Raw genomic sequence first — 15,988 nt, forward strand, 5'->3', positions numbered from 1 at the left:
CAGCAGTGACCTCAACTGCTGCTGGCGCGATTTTGCTCTCCTTACTTGACGCGCTTGAACACCCAGCGCTGACTGACAAAGTCCCCTTGCGGCTTGGCAATCGCAACGCCCACGGCCATTAGGTATTCAGCTGGATAAATTTGCCCGTCTGTTGCCTGCCACAGGCTATCCGCTGGTAAAGCCAAGGCTTTTAGTCGCTTCATCACGGTATTCGGCTGCGCCAGGACGTTCACATGATCGATAATCAAAGTGGTGGCGTCCAGCTTTTGCCAGGCGTATTCATTGCGTTCGTCATACACGACGAGCCAATCCAGCTGACCCATTTGCAGCGTCTGACGCAGTGGCTTATACGCACTCACCTCAGCTTTGATTTGCGCCAAGGTCGCCTCATCACAGGCCAATAAGTTCAGCTCGTAGCCGCAAGCGCCAAACTCGGCCACCGCCGCCCGCGTGGCCAGTGGCGTGGTGCGGCCGGTTTGCTGATTGGGCACCATCGACACGTGGCAAGACAAGGCTTGCGGCGGATAAATAAAGCTCGTGCCGCGTTGAATGCCGAGCCGCGCCATCGCGTCGGTATCATCTGAAGTCCAGATTTGCGGCGCATAAGCGAGCATCCCGGCATCAAAGCGCCCGCCGCCGCCAGCACAACCTTCAAACATCACCTGCGGATGCGCGCTGGTGACCGCCTGCAGCACCCGGTACAACCCTAGGAGATAACGATGCCGCAACTCTCCTTGCCGCTCAGCGGGCAATGCCGGGGTGTAAAGATCGGTGAGATTGCGATTCATGTCCCACTTCACATAATCAATGTCATGTTCATCCAGCAAGGCATTCAGCGCTTTGATCAGGTGATCTTGCACCTCGACGCGGCCCAGATCCAGGGCATAAGTGTGCCGGGCCAGGCTCGGGGTGTGCTGCGGGTCACGAATGATCCAATCAGGATGGTCATGATACAAATGCGAGTTGGGCGAAACCATTTCCGGCTCCACCCAAATGCCAAAATCCAGACCCAGCTTTTGAATCTCGGTAATCAAATGATCAAGGCCGCCGAGCTTGGTTTCATTCGGCCACCAGTCCCCCAGCGCTGTGGTTTCATCATCTCGGCCATCGCCGAACCACCCGTCATCCAAGACGAAGCGTTCAATCCCCACGGCAGCCGCTTTTTGGGCCAACGCCACCAACGTCTTTTCATCAAAATCAAAGAACGTGGCTTCCCAGTTATTGATGACTAGCGGCCGCTCCTGCTTAGCAAAAACCGCAGGCAACAGTCGGTCGGTGTAGAGCTGCTGGAAGCGGTGGCTCACCGTGCGCAACCCGCTGGTGCCAAGGCTAATCACGGCTTGTGGCGTGGTGAAACTGGCCTCAGGCGTTAAGGTCCAATCGAACTGCCAATCATTCAAGCCCAGCTGGACGCGGGCATTTTGATGCATATCGACTTGCACCTGCGCGAGAAAGTCACCGCTATAAATCAAATTGGCCGCCAGTGCTGCCCCTTGCTGCCAATCGGCATGCGGCTGGGCCAGCACCAACGTTGGCTGCTGCCCATGGCCACTGGCGCCGCGCATCGAATCCACGCCTTGTAGCCCTGGTTGCAACGCCCGCCGCACCGGCTGGGCTTCACGGCCCCAAGCGCCGGAAAAGGTGATGAGGTCTGCCTGGTCAGACAAAAAGTCCCAGGACCAGGATAAGGCGCGGGTCACGTGCAGCTTGGCATGACCGGTGTTTTTGATTACCACATGTTGGGCAAAGGTGTCATGCGCAGCATCGGCTTCAATGTACAAGGTCACCGTGATGGATGCGGCTTCATCCGCTAAAGTGAGCGCCAGCCCACTGGCCTCAGCAACCGGCAGCTGGCGCAGCGCGGGCAAGTCAGCCGGCGTTGGCACCTGGTCCAGCCACTGCGCGCTTTGAAAGCGTAAATCCAAGACTTCTGACCCATTTGCCTGCCGCACCATCAACGCAGGCCGGCGCATATCAGGCGTGCCGAAGGTTGGATACAGCAGTGGCAACTGTTCAAGCCGAAAATCGTGAATGCCATCGGTGTCCGCCAGGTAGCTGGCGCGACCCATTTCAGTGATGATACCGCCTAGTTTGGTGCCCACTGGCAGGCGCTGGCCTAAGTACAAGGCCACGACATGGCCAGTGGCAAGCACCCCGATACTCATTTGATTGTGCTTGGTACGTAAATCGAATTGATGAATCAGTTGTTTGGCTGCTTGGGCCTCCATGATAACTTTCCTTTCCTATGGCTGTTTCCGGGCATGGGCCGGCGCGATGCCGGCTTTTTGCCGATACTTGGCGACGGTACGTCGCGCGACGGCAAAATGAGCCGCAGCGAGCTGCTTAGCGAGGGCTTCATCGCTCAACGGATGCTTAGGATCTTCTGCCGCCACCAACTGTTTCAACGCTTTGATGAGCTGATCGGTGGAATGCGCGGCCTCAGTTGCCACCGCCGGCGCGTAGCGAGAGAAGAACATTTTCAGCGGGAACACGCCAAAATCAGTTTGCAAATACTTGCCATTAATCGCCCGCGATACCGTGGATTCGGCAATCTGCAAAGTCTGGGCAATATCCCGGAGCAAAAGCGGCGCCAAGGGCTGCTGGGGATTCTCAAAATAGGCGAATTGACGCCGCACAATTTCCCGGCCAATCGTCGTCAGCGTGTTTTCGCGGCGCTGTAAGGCGTATTCGAGCGCGCGGAACTGCTCTTTTTTGGCCTGCAAGTACTCCCGGGCCTCGGCATCCGCTGTGGCTTTCAGTTCATCATAGGTGGCCTGGGCAAAAATTAGCTCAGCCTGGCCCCGCCGATTGAGCTTCAGGCTAGCTTTGCCGTCGTGCACGGTGACCGTCAGCTCCGGCACTACAAATTCAACCGGCGTGTGGTTATACGCCAAGCCGGGATCGGCCGACAAGGTCTGCACGTAATGCAAGCAGGCAGTGAGCCCAGCGTCATCCAGGCCTAATGCCTGTTTGATGGGCTGATACCGGTGGGCCACTAAATCGTCAAAATGCTCCTGCAGCAGCGCCAGTACCCCGTCTGGAATCGGATCTGGGTCTTGCTCTGCTTGCAAATACAAGCATTCCTGCAAGTCATGAGCGCCCACGCCTGGTGGATCCAGCCGCTGCAGCAAGGTTTTGGCATCGGCCAGCGTAATCGCGTCGATGCCGAGCTCCTTTTGAATCTCGGCATCACTCAGCGGCAGATACCCACGCGGATCGAGTTGCTGCACCAGGTAAATCACCAACGTCCGCAGTGGCGTATCGCGCATGGTCAGCTGCACTTGAGTCAACAGATACTCGAACAAGGATTGATGCGTATCTGCTAACGGCTGCTCGGCGGCTGGGGCGCCTGGGGCAGCTGGTGGCGCTAAGTGCGTGCGCACCTCCAGCAGCGGATTTTCCAGGCTAACGTTTTTAAGGTAATCGATCAGATCCAAGGCGTCGAGCTGTAGCATCAAAATGGATTGCCGCATCCCTTGCGTCAACGTGAACTTCTGGACTTGAGTTTGATTTTGCACAAAATCGAACTGTTGCGTGGGTTTCACGTGAATCCTCTCCTTTCGTTAAAGCAGCGTCCTCACCACTTGGGCGACCCCATCAAACGCCCGGTTATCCACCACTTGATCCGCCGCGGCTTGGACCATCGGCAAGGCGTTGCTCATTGCCACCCCGAGTCCCGCCCCATGCAGCAGCGCGGCATCATTTTCATAATCACCAAACGCCACCGTGGCCGTCATGGCAATGCCGCGCAAGGCGCATAAATGCTGCAAGCCGGTTAATTTATTGACGCCTGGCGCGGTCATTTCGAGAAAATGCGTATCCGTCCAGCTGCAGGTCACCGCAGTTTGGGCGCGCACAGCAGCCGCTGCGGCTTCCAGGGCGGGCCGCTCGCCGCTGAAGCTTAACTTGTATATCGTCGTGGTTGCCACGGCGTTGTGCAGCGCGTCGATGTCATGGGGCAACACTTGGAGATAACCTGGCACCCAGGTGGCAGCTGGCGGCACGTACTCAAACCCGGCCTCAAGGGCTGACAGCGACAAATTCAAGCCAAAATGTTGGCCAATCGCCATCAGCGTCGTCAGTTGCGCCGGCGTCAAGGCGGTGCTGGCAATCACTTGATTGTCGGCATCGGCAATGCAGGCACCATTGAAGAAAATCTTATCGCCGCGCACCCCCAGCGCCTGATACAGCGCCGCAATCGAGGCCAATCGCCGCCCGGAAGCGACCACAAACGCGTACCCAGCCGCAACGGCCTGGCGAATGGCGTTGGCGTTTTGAAGCGAAGGCTGGCCCTGCGCATTCAAAAAAGTCCGGTCAAGATCCGTGCAAATCAGCTTAAAAGAAGGAGTCATCTTCGGTCACTTTTTGCAGTTTGACTTCTTGAATGCCTTGCTGGGCTTGCTGCATGATGTGCTGCAAGCTGTCCTGGTCGAACTGCTGGGCCAGCACCAGCTGCAAAACCAGCGCCAAGTTCATGCCGCCAATCAGCTGCACATTGGCATGCACTAACAGGGCCATGCAGGCGTTACACATGGAACCGCCCACCAAGTCCGCCAAAATCAGCACCGGTTCTTCTGCCGGCAGGGTTTTGGCGATTTGAGCCACCACATCATCCGGTTTTTGGCCCGGCATCAGCCCATAAGCACTCAGCTGCGGCTGGGTGCCGGCAATCATTTCTACGGCATGTTTCATGCCTGCTGCAAGCTGATTATGTGAAACCAGAATAATTTTAACCACGTTGACCATCTCCATGTTGACTTCTTCGTTCAAGTTTAGTGTGCAATGCACTGCACACTAGCCGTTGACGGCAGTGTTGCGCTGCAACGGCTGATCCACCCACGGCACCACGAGATCGCGGCCGTGAATTTCAATCGGTAAAATACTGTAGCCAGAATGCTGCAAATCCTCACGCTGCCAATGATCCAGTAGCAGATACCACTGGCCTTGGTACTGAAAGCCAAAGGTTGGCTGCCCGTCATAGGTCGTCGCCTTTTTGGGGCCCTCGCAAGGATTATCAATCAGCTTCTGATTGGCCACCAGAAAGTGCGACCGGGAAAACAGCGCCGGATTGGGCCGCCAGCCGGTGGTGCCACTAGTGATGGTGAAATACCACTCACCTTCATGGAAAATCACTGGGGCCTCGCGCTCTTGATCAATGAATAGCTTGCGCACTTCGCCGGTCACGCCCAGATAATCCGGCGTCAAATTGGCAACGTACAGCGTTTTGTTCATGTTGGCACTGTGAACCAGATAAGCCTGGCCGTCTTCTTCAAACAGCGTCATATCGCGACTATCAAAATTGTTCGGCCGCAGAATTTGCTGAACCGTGAACGGCCCAGTCGGCTGCGTGGCGGTGGCGACGAGGCAGCCAGCAAAGCGGTAATCCGGCGTGTCAAAATGGCACCACATCACGAATTGCTTGGTCAAGGCATTGAACAACACCTTGGGCCGCTCCACAATCGATTCTGCCTGCACCTGCTGGCTAGGATCATTGGCGGCTGTCAACACATCGCCAACCCGGTGCCAGGTCAACAAATCGGTGGAGCGATAGCAACCGATCCCGACAAACGGGACGCGGCTGGTGCCGGCAATGTTCGCGACGCCTTTGTCTTCCCCGTACCAGAAATACTCGCCTTCATAAGGCACAATGCTACCACCATGGGCCTGAATGAGTGCCCCTTGGTCATCGCGCCAGGGCTGGCCGTTTACATTAGCGACTACCATAGCAAGAAGTCCTTTCCCAGCAAGCGCAAAATTCCTTCCACAAAATAGTAATCGCCGTAAATCAGTGGCCGTTCCAGCTCGCTTTGGGCATCATGGTACGCCGGCGTGGCATCTTGCACAATGCCGTCAGTCGCCAGGTCCCAATCGGCATGGTGGTCGGCAATTGCCTTCAGCATGCGGGTGGCGGCATTCACGTACAGCGGTTGCTCTAATTCCGGCACATGCTTGGCGATTTCCAGCATCCCGCAAGCCGCGCAGGCACTGGCTGAAGTATCCAGCAGCACTGGCTCGGCTGGTGCCCGGAAGTCCACCAGCGGCACATCCCCGGTGGTAGCAACGTTAGCGATGAAGTAGTTGGCGACTTTTTTGGCCGTGTCAAGATACTCCACTTCATGGGTGTGCGCATAGGCCAGCGCAAAGCCGCTAATCGCCCAGGCCTGGCCGCGCGACCAACTGGAGCACACGCCGTAGCCTTGTCCGCCCAGGGTTTCAACCAGCTCACCGGTGTTGGGGTCAAAGACCGCAATGTGAGCCACCGAGCCATCTGGCCGCACGATATTTTCCATCACGGTGTGCGCGTGATCATCGGCGATGAACTTAAAGCGCGGATCCTTCAACGCGTCGGTCGCCCAGTAAAGTAGCTGAATGTTGAACATCGAATCGATGATCACCCAGCCAGCGCGGTCGCGATTCCACGAACGAATGAACTTGCCGCGCGGGTTGTAGCGCCCCGCCAGCAGCTCGGCGGCGTGCAACCCGCGCTGGAGTGAACGCTCCGAGCCCGTTAGGCGATAATCCGCCACCGCGGTCGGCAGCCACATGAAGCCAACGTCATGATGCAAGCCCTTGAATTCCAGAAAGGCTTGATCAAGCTTCGTCTCCAGCCCCCGCGCCGTTTCCGCCGCTGCTTCATCGCCGGTGGCGTGATTCAGCTGCCACAGCAGCCCGCCCCAAAAGCCGTTGGTCCACCAGGTAATATCATTGGATTTATCGTCGTAGCGTCCATCCTTTGAGATATATGGAATGCCGGCGCCAATGCGCTCCCGTTCCGCCGCAACTTTGGCGATAATTTTTTGGTAAGTGGCTTCCAGCCACGCTTGATTAGCTGTCATGTGATCCTCCTACTGTGATTGTCTCACTGTTCACCCTGCTATAAGCAAAAAGCGTGCCAAAATGTGTGGACCAGCATCAAAGTTTCGCGCTGGTGGTATGCACAGCCCAAACAGGCCGGTTTCTTGGCGCCACTAAAATTTCTCTCTGACGCTGTTATCAAGGGCGCCTGTTGCCCGCCTTATCGCCTTTACCGCGATTTTACTTGTATAAAGTAACGGTTTTCGATACAATAGATTTGAAAGAAGTTTAGCCATGCCTAAAAAATGGAGGGGTTCCATGTTAACCATCAAGAACCTCACCGTTGCTTACGATGCCACACCAGTGTTTGCTGATGCGACCGTGAACTTTAACGCCGGCAAAATCACTGGGATCATCGGTCCCAATGGTGCAGGAAAATCAACGCTCATCAAGGCCACGTTAGGCCTGATTAAAAGCCAAAGCGGCACTGCCGAATTCAACGGCCAGCCGCTCAGTCAACAAAAAAAGGCCATTGCCTATGTCGAACAGCGCAAAGACCTCGATCTCAGTTTCCCCATTAATGTCCTAGACGTTGTGCTCACTGGCACCTATGCCGACTTAGGCCTGCTCCGCAGCCCCGGCAAGGCGCAGCGGCAAGCCGCCCTCGCCGCTTTGGAGCAGGTCGGCATGACTGCCTTTGCCCAACGCCAAATCGGCAACCTATCAGGCGGCCAGCTGCAGCGCGTCTTTGTGGCCCGGGCGATTGTGCAACAAGCCGACCTCATCATTCTCGATGAACCGTTTGTCGGCATTGATTTGCAAAGTGAAAATGCCATCATGGCGATTTTGCAGCAATGGCGTGACGCCGGTAAAACCATCATTGTGGTGCACCATGATTTAAATAAAGTCACCCGTTACTTCGATGACCTGGTGGTGATGAACCACGGCATCGTCGACTACGGCCCGGTCAATGAGGTTTACACGGCCCGCAACATTGAACAAACCTTCTCGGCGGATCTCTCCGCGGTTTTATTCGATCAGGAGGTGCAAGCATGACCACGATTACCGAATTCTTCGCGGCCTTGAGCCGCTACGACTTTTTGCAAAGCGCCCTCTTAACTGCCATCATGGTCGGCATCATGTCCGGCATTATCGGTAGCTTCATTATCCTGCGCGGGATGTCCTTGATGGGCGACGCGATTTCCCATGCGGTGCTGCCAGGGGTGGCGGTGGCGTACATGCTGGGCATCAACGTCCTGGTGGGCGCCTCCGTGTTCGGCATTTTGGCGGCGCTACTCATTGGCTTCGTCGCCGCCCACAGTAAAGTCAAAACCGACACCGCCATCGGGGTGGTGTTCTCGGCCTTTTACGCCTTAGGGTTCATCCTGATCTCCATGGCGGAAAGCGCGACGAACCTGCATCATATTCTGTTCGGGAATATCCTCGCTGTTAGCAACCATGACATCATGACCACTGCCGTTGTGCTGGGCATTGTGATTTTGTTCGTCACGATTTTCTACAAAGAGCTACTCATCACCTCGTTTGATGAAACCTTCGCCGCCACTTATGGCCTGAAGGTGCAGCTCATTCACTACAGCCTGATGCTGGTGCTGACGCTGGTCACAGTGTCGGCGCTGCAAACCGTCGGTATCATTCTGGTGGTGGCGATGCTGATCACCCCGGCCGCCACCGCGTTTCTGTGGACCAACCGCTTGTCTTTGATGCTGATTTTATCTGCGGCCTTCGGGGTGGTTTCCGCCACGATTGGCTTGTATCTTAGCTACACCTTCAACTGGGCATCAGGCCCGGCGATTGTGCTCGTCGCCGCCGCCTTCTTCGCCATCGCCTTCGTCTTCTCGCCGAAGCAAGGCTTTGTGCGGCTGAAGGCCAGCCTCGGCAAAAAAGCGCGGCCTAAGCTCAGCCAGGAGGTGCGCTGATGAAACGCATCTGGATCGCCCTCGCTGCCGTGGTCGCTATGCTTTCTGGCGTCTACTGGTTCCTCAGCGGGCGCGCTGACGCGCCGCAAGCCAAGGCCCCAGGGCAAAAGCTGCGCATCGTCACCACCAACTCAATTCTAGAGGACATGGTGCACAATGTCGGCCAAGACCGCATCGAACTCTACAGCATCGTGCAGCGCGGCGTGGACCCGCATGAATACGAGCCGAAGCCAACCGATATTGCCCAGGCCACCGAAGCCGATTTGATTTTCCATAACGGCCTGAACCTCGAAACCGGCGGCAGCGGCTGGTTCAACAAACTGGTGGAAACGGCGCATAAACACTTTGATGAAGACGTGTTCGCCGCCAGTGATGGCGTGAAGGCGCAGCATCTCACCACCAACGTCAACGAGCAAGACCCGCACGCCTGGCTCGATTTGGCCAATGGCATGCAATACGTCAAAACCATCACCGCCAAAATGAAGGCGGCGGACCCCGCCAATGCCGAGTATTATCAGCAAAACGCGGACCGTTACCTCGCCAAGCTGGGCGCCTTGCACCAAACCGCCCAGTCGCAGTTCCTTGATCTGCCTGAAAGTCAGCGCCTGCTGGTGACTTCCGAAGGCGCGTTCAAGTACTTCGCCGCCTCGTACCACGTCACGCCGGCGTATATCTGGGAAATCAACACCGAATCCCAAGGGACGCCGGAGCAAATGGCCACGGTGCTCGCCAAAATCAGAAGCTCTGATGTGCGCAGTTTGTTCGTGGAAACCTCGGTGTCTCCGAAAGCGATGAACAAGGTGGCCCAGGAAACCGGCCTCAAAGTGTTCTCCAAGGTCTTCACCGACTCCCTCGCCAAGCAAGGTCAGCCTGGTGATACGTACTACGACATGATGAAGTGGAACCTCGATCACATTCATGCCGGACTGAGCGCCACGAAATAAGTTTTCTTTTGACCGCAGCCTCGCCGCTGCGGTTTTTTGGTGCGACCACACAAAAAAGGGCCGCTCGCGGCGACCCTAGTGGTCAGTTAGGCCTTCAACACAAACTTCTCAATGGCCTTGCTGATACCATCATTGTCATTGGTATCGGTGATGTAATCGGCATGCGCCTTAGCGAGTTCAGAGCCATTGCCCATGCAGACAGCCAGGCCCACCGTGCTGAACATCGCCAGATCATTGCCCTCATCCCCGAAGCCCATCATTTCATCTGGTGTGATGCCAATGGTTTCACCCAACGCCTTCAAGCCTTGGCCCTTGTCGACGCCTTTCGCCATCGCTTCCAGGAAGTAACGGCCGGCCCGAATGACCGAATAATCATCCCCAAATGCCGCCCGCACGGCATCTTCCACGCCGTCGAGCAAGTCTTGGGTGCCGACGAACAGGCCCTTGGCAATCGCAAAATCGGCGGGTAATTCGTCTGGCTGGCGGATATACAGTCCGGCTTCGTTTTCTACGGCTTGCACGGCGGTAATAAAGTCCACATCGTGATTAGCAGTGTAAATCTGACTGTTTTCATCCAAGACGTTGAACGGAATGTCATGGGCCGCAGCGAAGGCGGTCAAGGTCCGATAGCCGGCATTGTCAATGAGCTGCTTCGCCACCACTTGACCGGTGATGGATTCAATCACGGCGCCGTTGTAGGTCACCACATACTGCTCCGGCCCAGCCACGCCAAGTTCGTTGAGGTACGGCTTCACGCCAGCTAATGGGCGGCCAGTGCACAGCACAATTTTAAAGCCGCGCTCTAGGCAGGCTTTAATTGCCGTCAGCGTGCTCGGTAGGATTTTACCTTGCGAAGACAGCAGCGTATCATCGATATCTAAAGCAATGAGTTTGATGGTCATGAGATTCCTCCTTGTGATTCGCTTTTCTTCATCGTAGCATGAAGGAAAGCGCTAACTGGTCAACTTTAAAACCAACGCCAGACAGTTTGGAGGTTTTTGCGATGCCGATTTTATTTGAGCAAGTCGAACAGTGGCCCAACTTGCCCTTCAAGTTTTTTCAAAATGATCCGCGGGAAGGCATCGATTATCCGGCTCACTGGCATCCCGGCATTGAGCTGAACTTTCTGGTGGCAGGCGCACCGCTCACTTTTACCGCTAATGGCGTGCCTTACCGCTATCACCCTGGCGATTGCTGGGCCACTGACCGCCGGGTGATTCACAGTGCCAGCGGCGACTCACAAGCCACCTGGGACGAGTTCGGCTTCATCATCGATGAAACCTTCCTGGCGCACAAGCTCCCTAGCAGCGGCCAGTGGCTCGTGCAGATGCAAGGCGACCAGCCGCGGCAAGCGCACCCTGAAGCCTACCAAGCCATCTACGACCATGGGCTTGCCATCCGCGACCTGATTGCGGCTGGCGTTGACGAATACCGGCGGCTGGCGATTTTGAGCCACTTTTACGCGCTGCTGATTGAACTGGGGCAGCACTTCACCACCAGCGTCTCGCAAACTGTGACCGCCAATCCGCATCTGGTGGATCAGGTGATGGCCACCATCAATCGCGACTATGCCCAGCCTTTGCGCGGCCCGGCCTTGGCAGAAGCGGCGCATGTCTCTTTAACCACCTTGAACCAGCAGTTCCAAGCCCACCTGCAACTTACCGTCGGCGGCTACTTGCGCCTGGTGCGCCTGCTCAACGCCCGGCGGCTTCTGATTGAAACCACCAGCAGCATTGATTACATCGCGGCAGTGTGCGGTTTTGGCAGCACCAAGAGCTTCCAGCGCAACTTCAAAACCTGGACCGGCCAATCGCCGGCGCAGTTCCGGGAGCAGCCCACCCAAAAACCGTAAGCCAAGGCAATTGTTTCACGTGAAACGCTTTTAAGCTGACAAGCGTTAATTTGTCGACTTTTTGTTTTAAAGTGGCACCGATTTGGCACCCGCCAGCGTGTTTTTCATGCTGGTGGCGCATCGGATAGACCTTCAAGACGTTTGACCGCTTCAGCATCACTTTTAAGCTAAGGCTGCCCGTCAACATCCAGTGTCATTCGCCCGGCTGCGTCGTCTTCCAGGTCTTTTGAATGAAAAACGCGCCATGCTTCAAGTCACCTTGAGAATGTCGCGTTTTGGCTGGACCGAGATGTGAAACCCGCTACTTGTGCTTACGATGGAACGTGCTATTGGCGGTATAGACGCCACCGATGATAACGACAGCACCGATCAGCTGGGCTTGACTGAAGGCTTCGCCAAGTAAGAGCACGCCTGCCACGATCGACACCACCGTTGAAACGCCGATAAATGATGCGGTTTTGTTGACGCCAATCTGAGCGATAGCATAGTTCGATAGGAACAGCGCCAACACTGAGCTACCGATTCCTTGATACAATATCGCGATGGTGAAATCACGATTTCTAATCGGCAAACTAAGCAAGGCTTGCACATCGCCGCCGATGACGGCTTCGCTAATTGCCATGAGCCCAAATACAGCCGCCCCTGCCGCCAGCATGACATAAGTGATTTCTATGCCGGTATAGGCGGCGGCTTTCTCGACAAAGACGCTATACAACGCATACGTGGCTACTGCCATCAGCAGAAAGAGATAGCCAATCAGTGAGAGGCTGGTGCTAACACCGGCAGCGAAAACAGTGATGACAACGCCGACCAAAGTGAGCAGAATGCCAAGGACTTGTTGGCGGGTAGGATACTTGCGTAGAATCAACGCGGAGGCCAATAATGCCGCTACGGGGATACAAGCTAGAAACACACCACTCTCTGAAGCCGTTGTGCGGCTGATGCCAAACGTTTCACCGATGAAGTACAAGACTGGATCGAAAATCGCGACTAGCAGTAACGGCCGGAATTTTTTGCCAGTCAGATCAACGTGCACGATACCCATTAGGATCAAGACGCTCATCACGATCAGTGCGACCAGAAAACGCCAGCCTAATAATGCTAGTGGGCTGGCACTGTCAGTTGCCTGTTTGGTAAAGATGTAACTTAGGCCATATAAGGTCTCACAGCCAAGGGCGGCCAAACTCCCCAAGAATAGGCCACTCTTTTTAGCTTTTTCCATGTCAGTCCTCCATGATAGCAAACAACGGTTGGCCGCTGTAAATATAAATACTATTATAGCCTACCGTCCAGCCGTTAGGATTTGCTCGGCGTGAGATTTTGTGGTGCAGTGACGGCGCTGCTAGGTTGTGCCACGACGTTATCCTGTTTTATCCAACCGATCAACAGTTTGCGGTTAAGTTCAAATAGCACCCTTAGTGACTGTCATATAACATACGCATTAAATTGTACGGGCGCCACGCCAAATCGACAAGAACGGGTATAATTGGTTTATTCCAAACTGAAAGTAGGCCGATTCTTGATGACTATCATTACGACACATGACTACTGCACGCCTTGGTGCCTGTCATGATCCAAGGCAAAACTTTAGAGCGCCTCATTGCTTTTACTGACGCCATTGTCGCGGTGGCGATCACGTTATTAGTGCTACCGCTGACCGATTTTTTTGCGACGTTAACCGCCGGCAACTTGGCCACGCAGCTGCAGTCGAGCACCTTCGTTCACTTGTTGCTCGGGGTCTTGATTTCGTTTTTCACCGTGTTCAGCTTCTGGAATGGCCACCGACGCACGTTAGCGCCAGTCACCGCCCTCAGTAAAAGCGGCTACTGGGCCAATGTGCTATGGCTGCTGGCCATCGTGCTGATTCCTGCGGCCACCCGCCTCATCGTGGATAATACTGGCCGCCTGGGCCTAATGCTTTACACTGCGGTGCTCCTGTTCGGCTCTGCCGTCAGTGTCTGGTTGCGTCACGCCGTCAATCACCGCGTTCAGGCGGCTGATTTCATCACCAGCGCTTTGCTGGTGGTGATACTCGGGCTGGCTTGGGCGGTGCCAGGGCTTGGTTCAAATCTATTTTTCGTCCTATTTGCCGCCTTGCCGCTGCATCGAGTGGTGAAACGGAAATAACCTTTGCCCGCAGTCTTCACCGGCAAGACTCATCTTCGCGCCTTGACGTCCTTGGTGGCGCAGAAACTTAACGTTTGTTCCAGCTCATTTTCATGAAGACATCCCCGGCGCGCAGCTCTTCCAGCATTTGGTCGAGGCGTTTTTGCTGAGTTGCTTCGCGCTTTGCCTGCGTAATCCACCCAAGGTAGTCGTTGCGCTGGTATGGCGGCCTAGCTTCGTAGGCCGCTATCAAATCAGCGGTGGTCAAAGCCTCACGTATCGCTGCCGGCATCGCCACTTTCGGTTTCGGAGTGCGGCGCGGTTTGGCGGCGCCGCTTTGCACCTGTGCCAGCTGCCACTGCACCATTTTGGTGATCAGATCCGCTGGTAGCGGTTGGTCCAGGGGCAAATGTACCGCCCCTTTACTGTGGCGATAACTGGTCAAGTCAGCGGCAAACTGCACAATAGGGCCGCTGGTCGGATAAAAGCCCAGGTAGCCCTCCCCAGCATCAAAATAGGCAATCGCTTGCCCTTGCCAAAACGTCGGCATTTGATAGCTGATGCGCTCTTCGGCTTCCGGCAGCGCTGCTTTTAAGATGGCATACATCGCTTTGAGTGGCGGCTGCACGGCCAGCGGTTGAGCGGCAATGAACGCCGGGATGGTGGTGATGTTGGTGGTGTCGGTTTTTTCTCTTATGGCGTAACCTCCAGATGCCGTCATTATAACCCAGCAACATAGCCGTAAAAAGGTTCCACGTGAAACACGACTAAATCTTCCTAACCCTGTATAATAAAGATTGGATGCGGTTTCACTGCATAATAAAACCGAAAGAAGGCATGATGAATGACTGAATTTCCAAAAGACTTTCTCTGGGGCGGCGCCACAGCGGCAAACCAACTGGAAGGCGCGTATGACGTTGACGGACGCGGCTTGTCAATCGACGATGTAATTCCTGGCGGCAAAGACCGCATGAAAATCGTTCAAAGTCCCGACTTCGATTGGACGCCGAATGCCAAGTACACGTACCCGAACCACGAAGGCATCGATTTTTACCATCACTACAAGGAAGATATCGGCTTGTTTGCCGAAATGGGCTTCAAGACCTATCGCTTCTCCATTGCCTGGAGCCGGATTTTCCCGCAAGGCGACGAAACTGAGCCGAATGAAAAAGGCCTCGCGTTCTACGATGCCGTCATCGATGAATGCTTGAAATATAACATCGAGCCGGTCATCACCCTGTCCCACTACGAACTGCCGCTACACCTGGCGGAAGCTTACGGCGGCTGGAAAAACAAGGATTTAATTGGCTTCTTCAAGCACTATGCGGAAACGGTGATCGACCGCTTTGGCGATAAGGTGAAGTACTGGCTGACCTTCAACGAAATCAACTCCGCGGCAGGCTTCCCGTTCATGAGCCAAGGCATGATCAGCAAAACTGGCGCTGACGACAAAAAGAATGTCTTCCAAGCTTGGCATAATCAGTTCGTGGCTAGTGCCTATGCCGTGCAAGCGGCCCATGCCAAGAATCCGGCTAGCCAAGTCGGCAACATGATTATTTTCGCCACCAACTACGCCTTTGACTCTGATCCGAAGAACCAGCTGGCGGCCTTGAAGTTCAACCAAGGATTCAACTTCTACTGTGCCGACGTGCAAGTCCGCGGTGAATACCCGGCTTATAGCGAATCGCTGTACGAAATGTACGGCTTCACCGGCGCCGACCTCGACCGCACGCCAGAAGAGCTCGCCTTACTCAAGCAGTATCACGTCGATTTTCTCTCCTTCTCCTACTACATGTCCGGCGTCACCGATGTCACCGGCAAAGTTGACGAGAAGACGCAAGGCAACATGCTTGGCGGCGTGAAGAATCCGTTCTTGAAGGAAAGCGAATGGGGTTGGCAAATCGACCCCACTGGCCTGCGCATTGGCCTCAACCAGCTGCATGACCGCTACCAGGTGCCGCTGTTCATCGTGGAAAATGGCCTTGGGGCTAAGGATACGGTGGAAGCCGATGGTAAAATCTACGACGACTACCGCATCGACTACCTGCGCTCACATGTGGAAGCCATTCGTGGTGCCATTGCTGATGGCGTGCCGGTGATGGGTTACACACCATGGGGCTGCATTGACTTGGTCAGTGCCTCCACTGGCGAAATGAGCAAGCGCTATGGCTTCATCTACGTTGATTTAGACGATGAAGGCCACGGCACCCTCGCTCGGAGCAAGAAGAAGTCCTTTGCTTGGTACAAGCAAGTCATCGCCACCAACGGCGAAGACTTGACCGCCGACCATCTCGACTATTAAGCTTGAAACCAGCTTCTTACGCAGAGGCTGGTTTTTTTGCGCAATCAGGCTT

General features: G+C 55.3%; 15 protein-coding genes. 6 read left to right on the forward strand and 9 right to left on the reverse strand.

The genetic code is table 11. From position 1 onward, the window contains the following. Window positions 1-41: 41 nt before the first annotated feature. From AAA927_RS06240 to AAA927_RS06265, 6 genes are read right to left on the reverse strand one after another with little or no spacing between them, the layout of a single operon-like run. Entirely contained in the window at window positions 42-2,228 is a 2,187-nt protein-coding gene (locus AAA927_RS06240; RefSeq protein WP_338216706.1) for an alpha-galactosidase, read from the reverse strand. 15 nt (window positions 2,229-2,243) lie between these two features. Further along, window positions 2,244-3,545, reverse strand: coding sequence for an RNA polymerase factor sigma-54 (gene rpoN / locus AAA927_RS06245; RefSeq protein WP_338216708.1), 1,302 nt, complete (start codon window positions 3,543-3,545; stop codon window positions 2,244-2,246). Between the two features lie 18 nt (window positions 3,546-3,563). Further along, entirely contained in the window at window positions 3,564-4,352 is a 789-nt protein-coding gene (locus tag AAA927_RS06250; RefSeq protein ID WP_338216710.1) for an HAD family hydrolase, read from the reverse strand. Next, window positions 4,336-4,737 (reverse strand): PTS sugar transporter subunit IIA, encoded by a 402-nt coding sequence (locus tag AAA927_RS06255; protein WP_338216712.1) that lies wholly within the window; start codon window positions 4,735-4,737, stop codon window positions 4,336-4,338. The genes AAA927_RS06250 and AAA927_RS06255 overlap by 17 nt, the downstream gene beginning before the upstream one ends. Before the next feature lie 57 nt (window positions 4,738-4,794). Continuing rightward, entirely contained in the window at window positions 4,795-5,724 is a 930-nt protein-coding gene (locus tag AAA927_RS06260; RefSeq protein ID WP_338216713.1) for a glycoside hydrolase family 43 protein, read from the reverse strand. Then, on the reverse strand, window positions 5,718-6,836 hold the full coding sequence (locus tag AAA927_RS06265; protein ID WP_338216715.1) for a glycoside hydrolase family protein: 1,119 nt from the start codon (window positions 6,834-6,836) through the stop codon (window positions 5,718-5,720). The genes AAA927_RS06260 and AAA927_RS06265 overlap by 7 nt, the downstream gene beginning before the upstream one ends. 277 nt (window positions 6,837-7,113) lie before the next feature. Here AAA927_RS06265 and AAA927_RS06270 point away from each other — a divergent pair, with 277 nt between their 5' ends. The 3 genes from AAA927_RS06270 to AAA927_RS06280 are packed head-to-tail and all read left to right on the forward strand — an operon-like array spanning window position 7,114 to window position 9,676. Continuing rightward, the gene (locus AAA927_RS06270; protein ID WP_338216717.1) at window positions 7,114-7,851 is read left to right on the forward strand and encodes a metal ABC transporter ATP-binding protein; all 738 of its coding nucleotides are present in this window, start codon (window positions 7,114-7,116) and stop codon (window positions 7,849-7,851) included. Then, on the forward strand, window positions 7,848-8,732 hold the full coding sequence (locus AAA927_RS06275; RefSeq protein ID WP_338216719.1) for a metal ABC transporter permease: 885 nt from the start codon (window positions 7,848-7,850) through the stop codon (window positions 8,730-8,732). The genes AAA927_RS06270 and AAA927_RS06275 overlap by 4 nt, the downstream gene beginning before the upstream one ends. Beyond that, a complete protein-coding gene (locus AAA927_RS06280; protein WP_338216721.1) occupies window positions 8,732-9,676 on the forward strand; it encodes a metal ABC transporter solute-binding protein, Zn/Mn family in 945 nt (314 codons plus the stop codon). The genes AAA927_RS06275 and AAA927_RS06280 overlap by 1 nt, the downstream gene beginning before the upstream one ends. Before the next feature lie 86 nt (window positions 9,677-9,762). On the opposite strand, the gene AAA927_RS06285 is transcribed toward AAA927_RS06280, so the two are convergent. After that, window positions 9,763-10,578: a Cof-type HAD-IIB family hydrolase gene (locus AAA927_RS06285; protein ID WP_338216723.1), complete on the reverse strand. Its 816-nt coding sequence runs from the start codon at window positions 10,576-10,578 to the stop codon at window positions 9,763-9,765. Window positions 10,579-10,679: 101 nt separating this feature from the next. Between AAA927_RS06285 and AAA927_RS06290 the strand changes: the two genes are divergently transcribed. Next, window positions 10,680-11,528 (forward strand): AraC family transcriptional regulator, encoded by an 849-nt coding sequence (locus AAA927_RS06290; RefSeq protein ID WP_338216725.1) that lies wholly within the window; start codon window positions 10,680-10,682, stop codon window positions 11,526-11,528. A gap of 301 nt (window positions 11,529-11,829) precedes the next feature. Here the strand turns inward: AAA927_RS06290 and AAA927_RS06295 are convergent, their stop codons facing one another. Then, the gene (locus AAA927_RS06295; RefSeq protein WP_338216726.1) at window positions 11,830-12,750 is read right to left on the reverse strand and encodes a DMT family transporter; all 921 of its coding nucleotides are present in this window, start codon (window positions 12,748-12,750) and stop codon (window positions 11,830-11,832) included. 347 nt (window positions 12,751-13,097) lie between these two features. Between AAA927_RS06295 and AAA927_RS06300 the strand changes: the two genes are divergently transcribed. Continuing rightward, window positions 13,098-13,655, forward strand: a complete 558-nt coding sequence (locus tag AAA927_RS06300; protein WP_338216728.1) for a TMEM175 family protein — start codon at window positions 13,098-13,100, stop codon at window positions 13,653-13,655. Window positions 13,656-13,722: 67 nt separating this feature from the next. Here AAA927_RS06300 and AAA927_RS06305 read toward each other — a convergent pair whose 3' ends face one another. After that, a complete protein-coding gene (locus tag AAA927_RS06305; protein WP_338216730.1) occupies window positions 13,723-14,355 on the reverse strand; it encodes a YdeI/OmpD-associated family protein in 633 nt (210 codons plus the stop codon). A 123-nt stretch (window positions 14,356-14,478) separates the two neighbouring features. On the opposite strand from AAA927_RS06305, the gene AAA927_RS06310 reads away from it, so the two are divergent. Next, window positions 14,479-15,936 (forward strand): glycoside hydrolase family 1 protein, encoded by a 1,458-nt coding sequence (locus AAA927_RS06310; RefSeq protein ID WP_338216733.1) that lies wholly within the window; start codon window positions 14,479-14,481, stop codon window positions 15,934-15,936. Window positions 15,937-15,988 lie beyond the last annotated feature (52 nt).

It is taken from the genome of Lacticaseibacillus salsurivasis (assembly GCF_036246225.1).
GTDB lineage: Bacteria > Bacillota > Bacilli > Lactobacillales > Lactobacillaceae > Lacticaseibacillus > Lacticaseibacillus salsurivasis.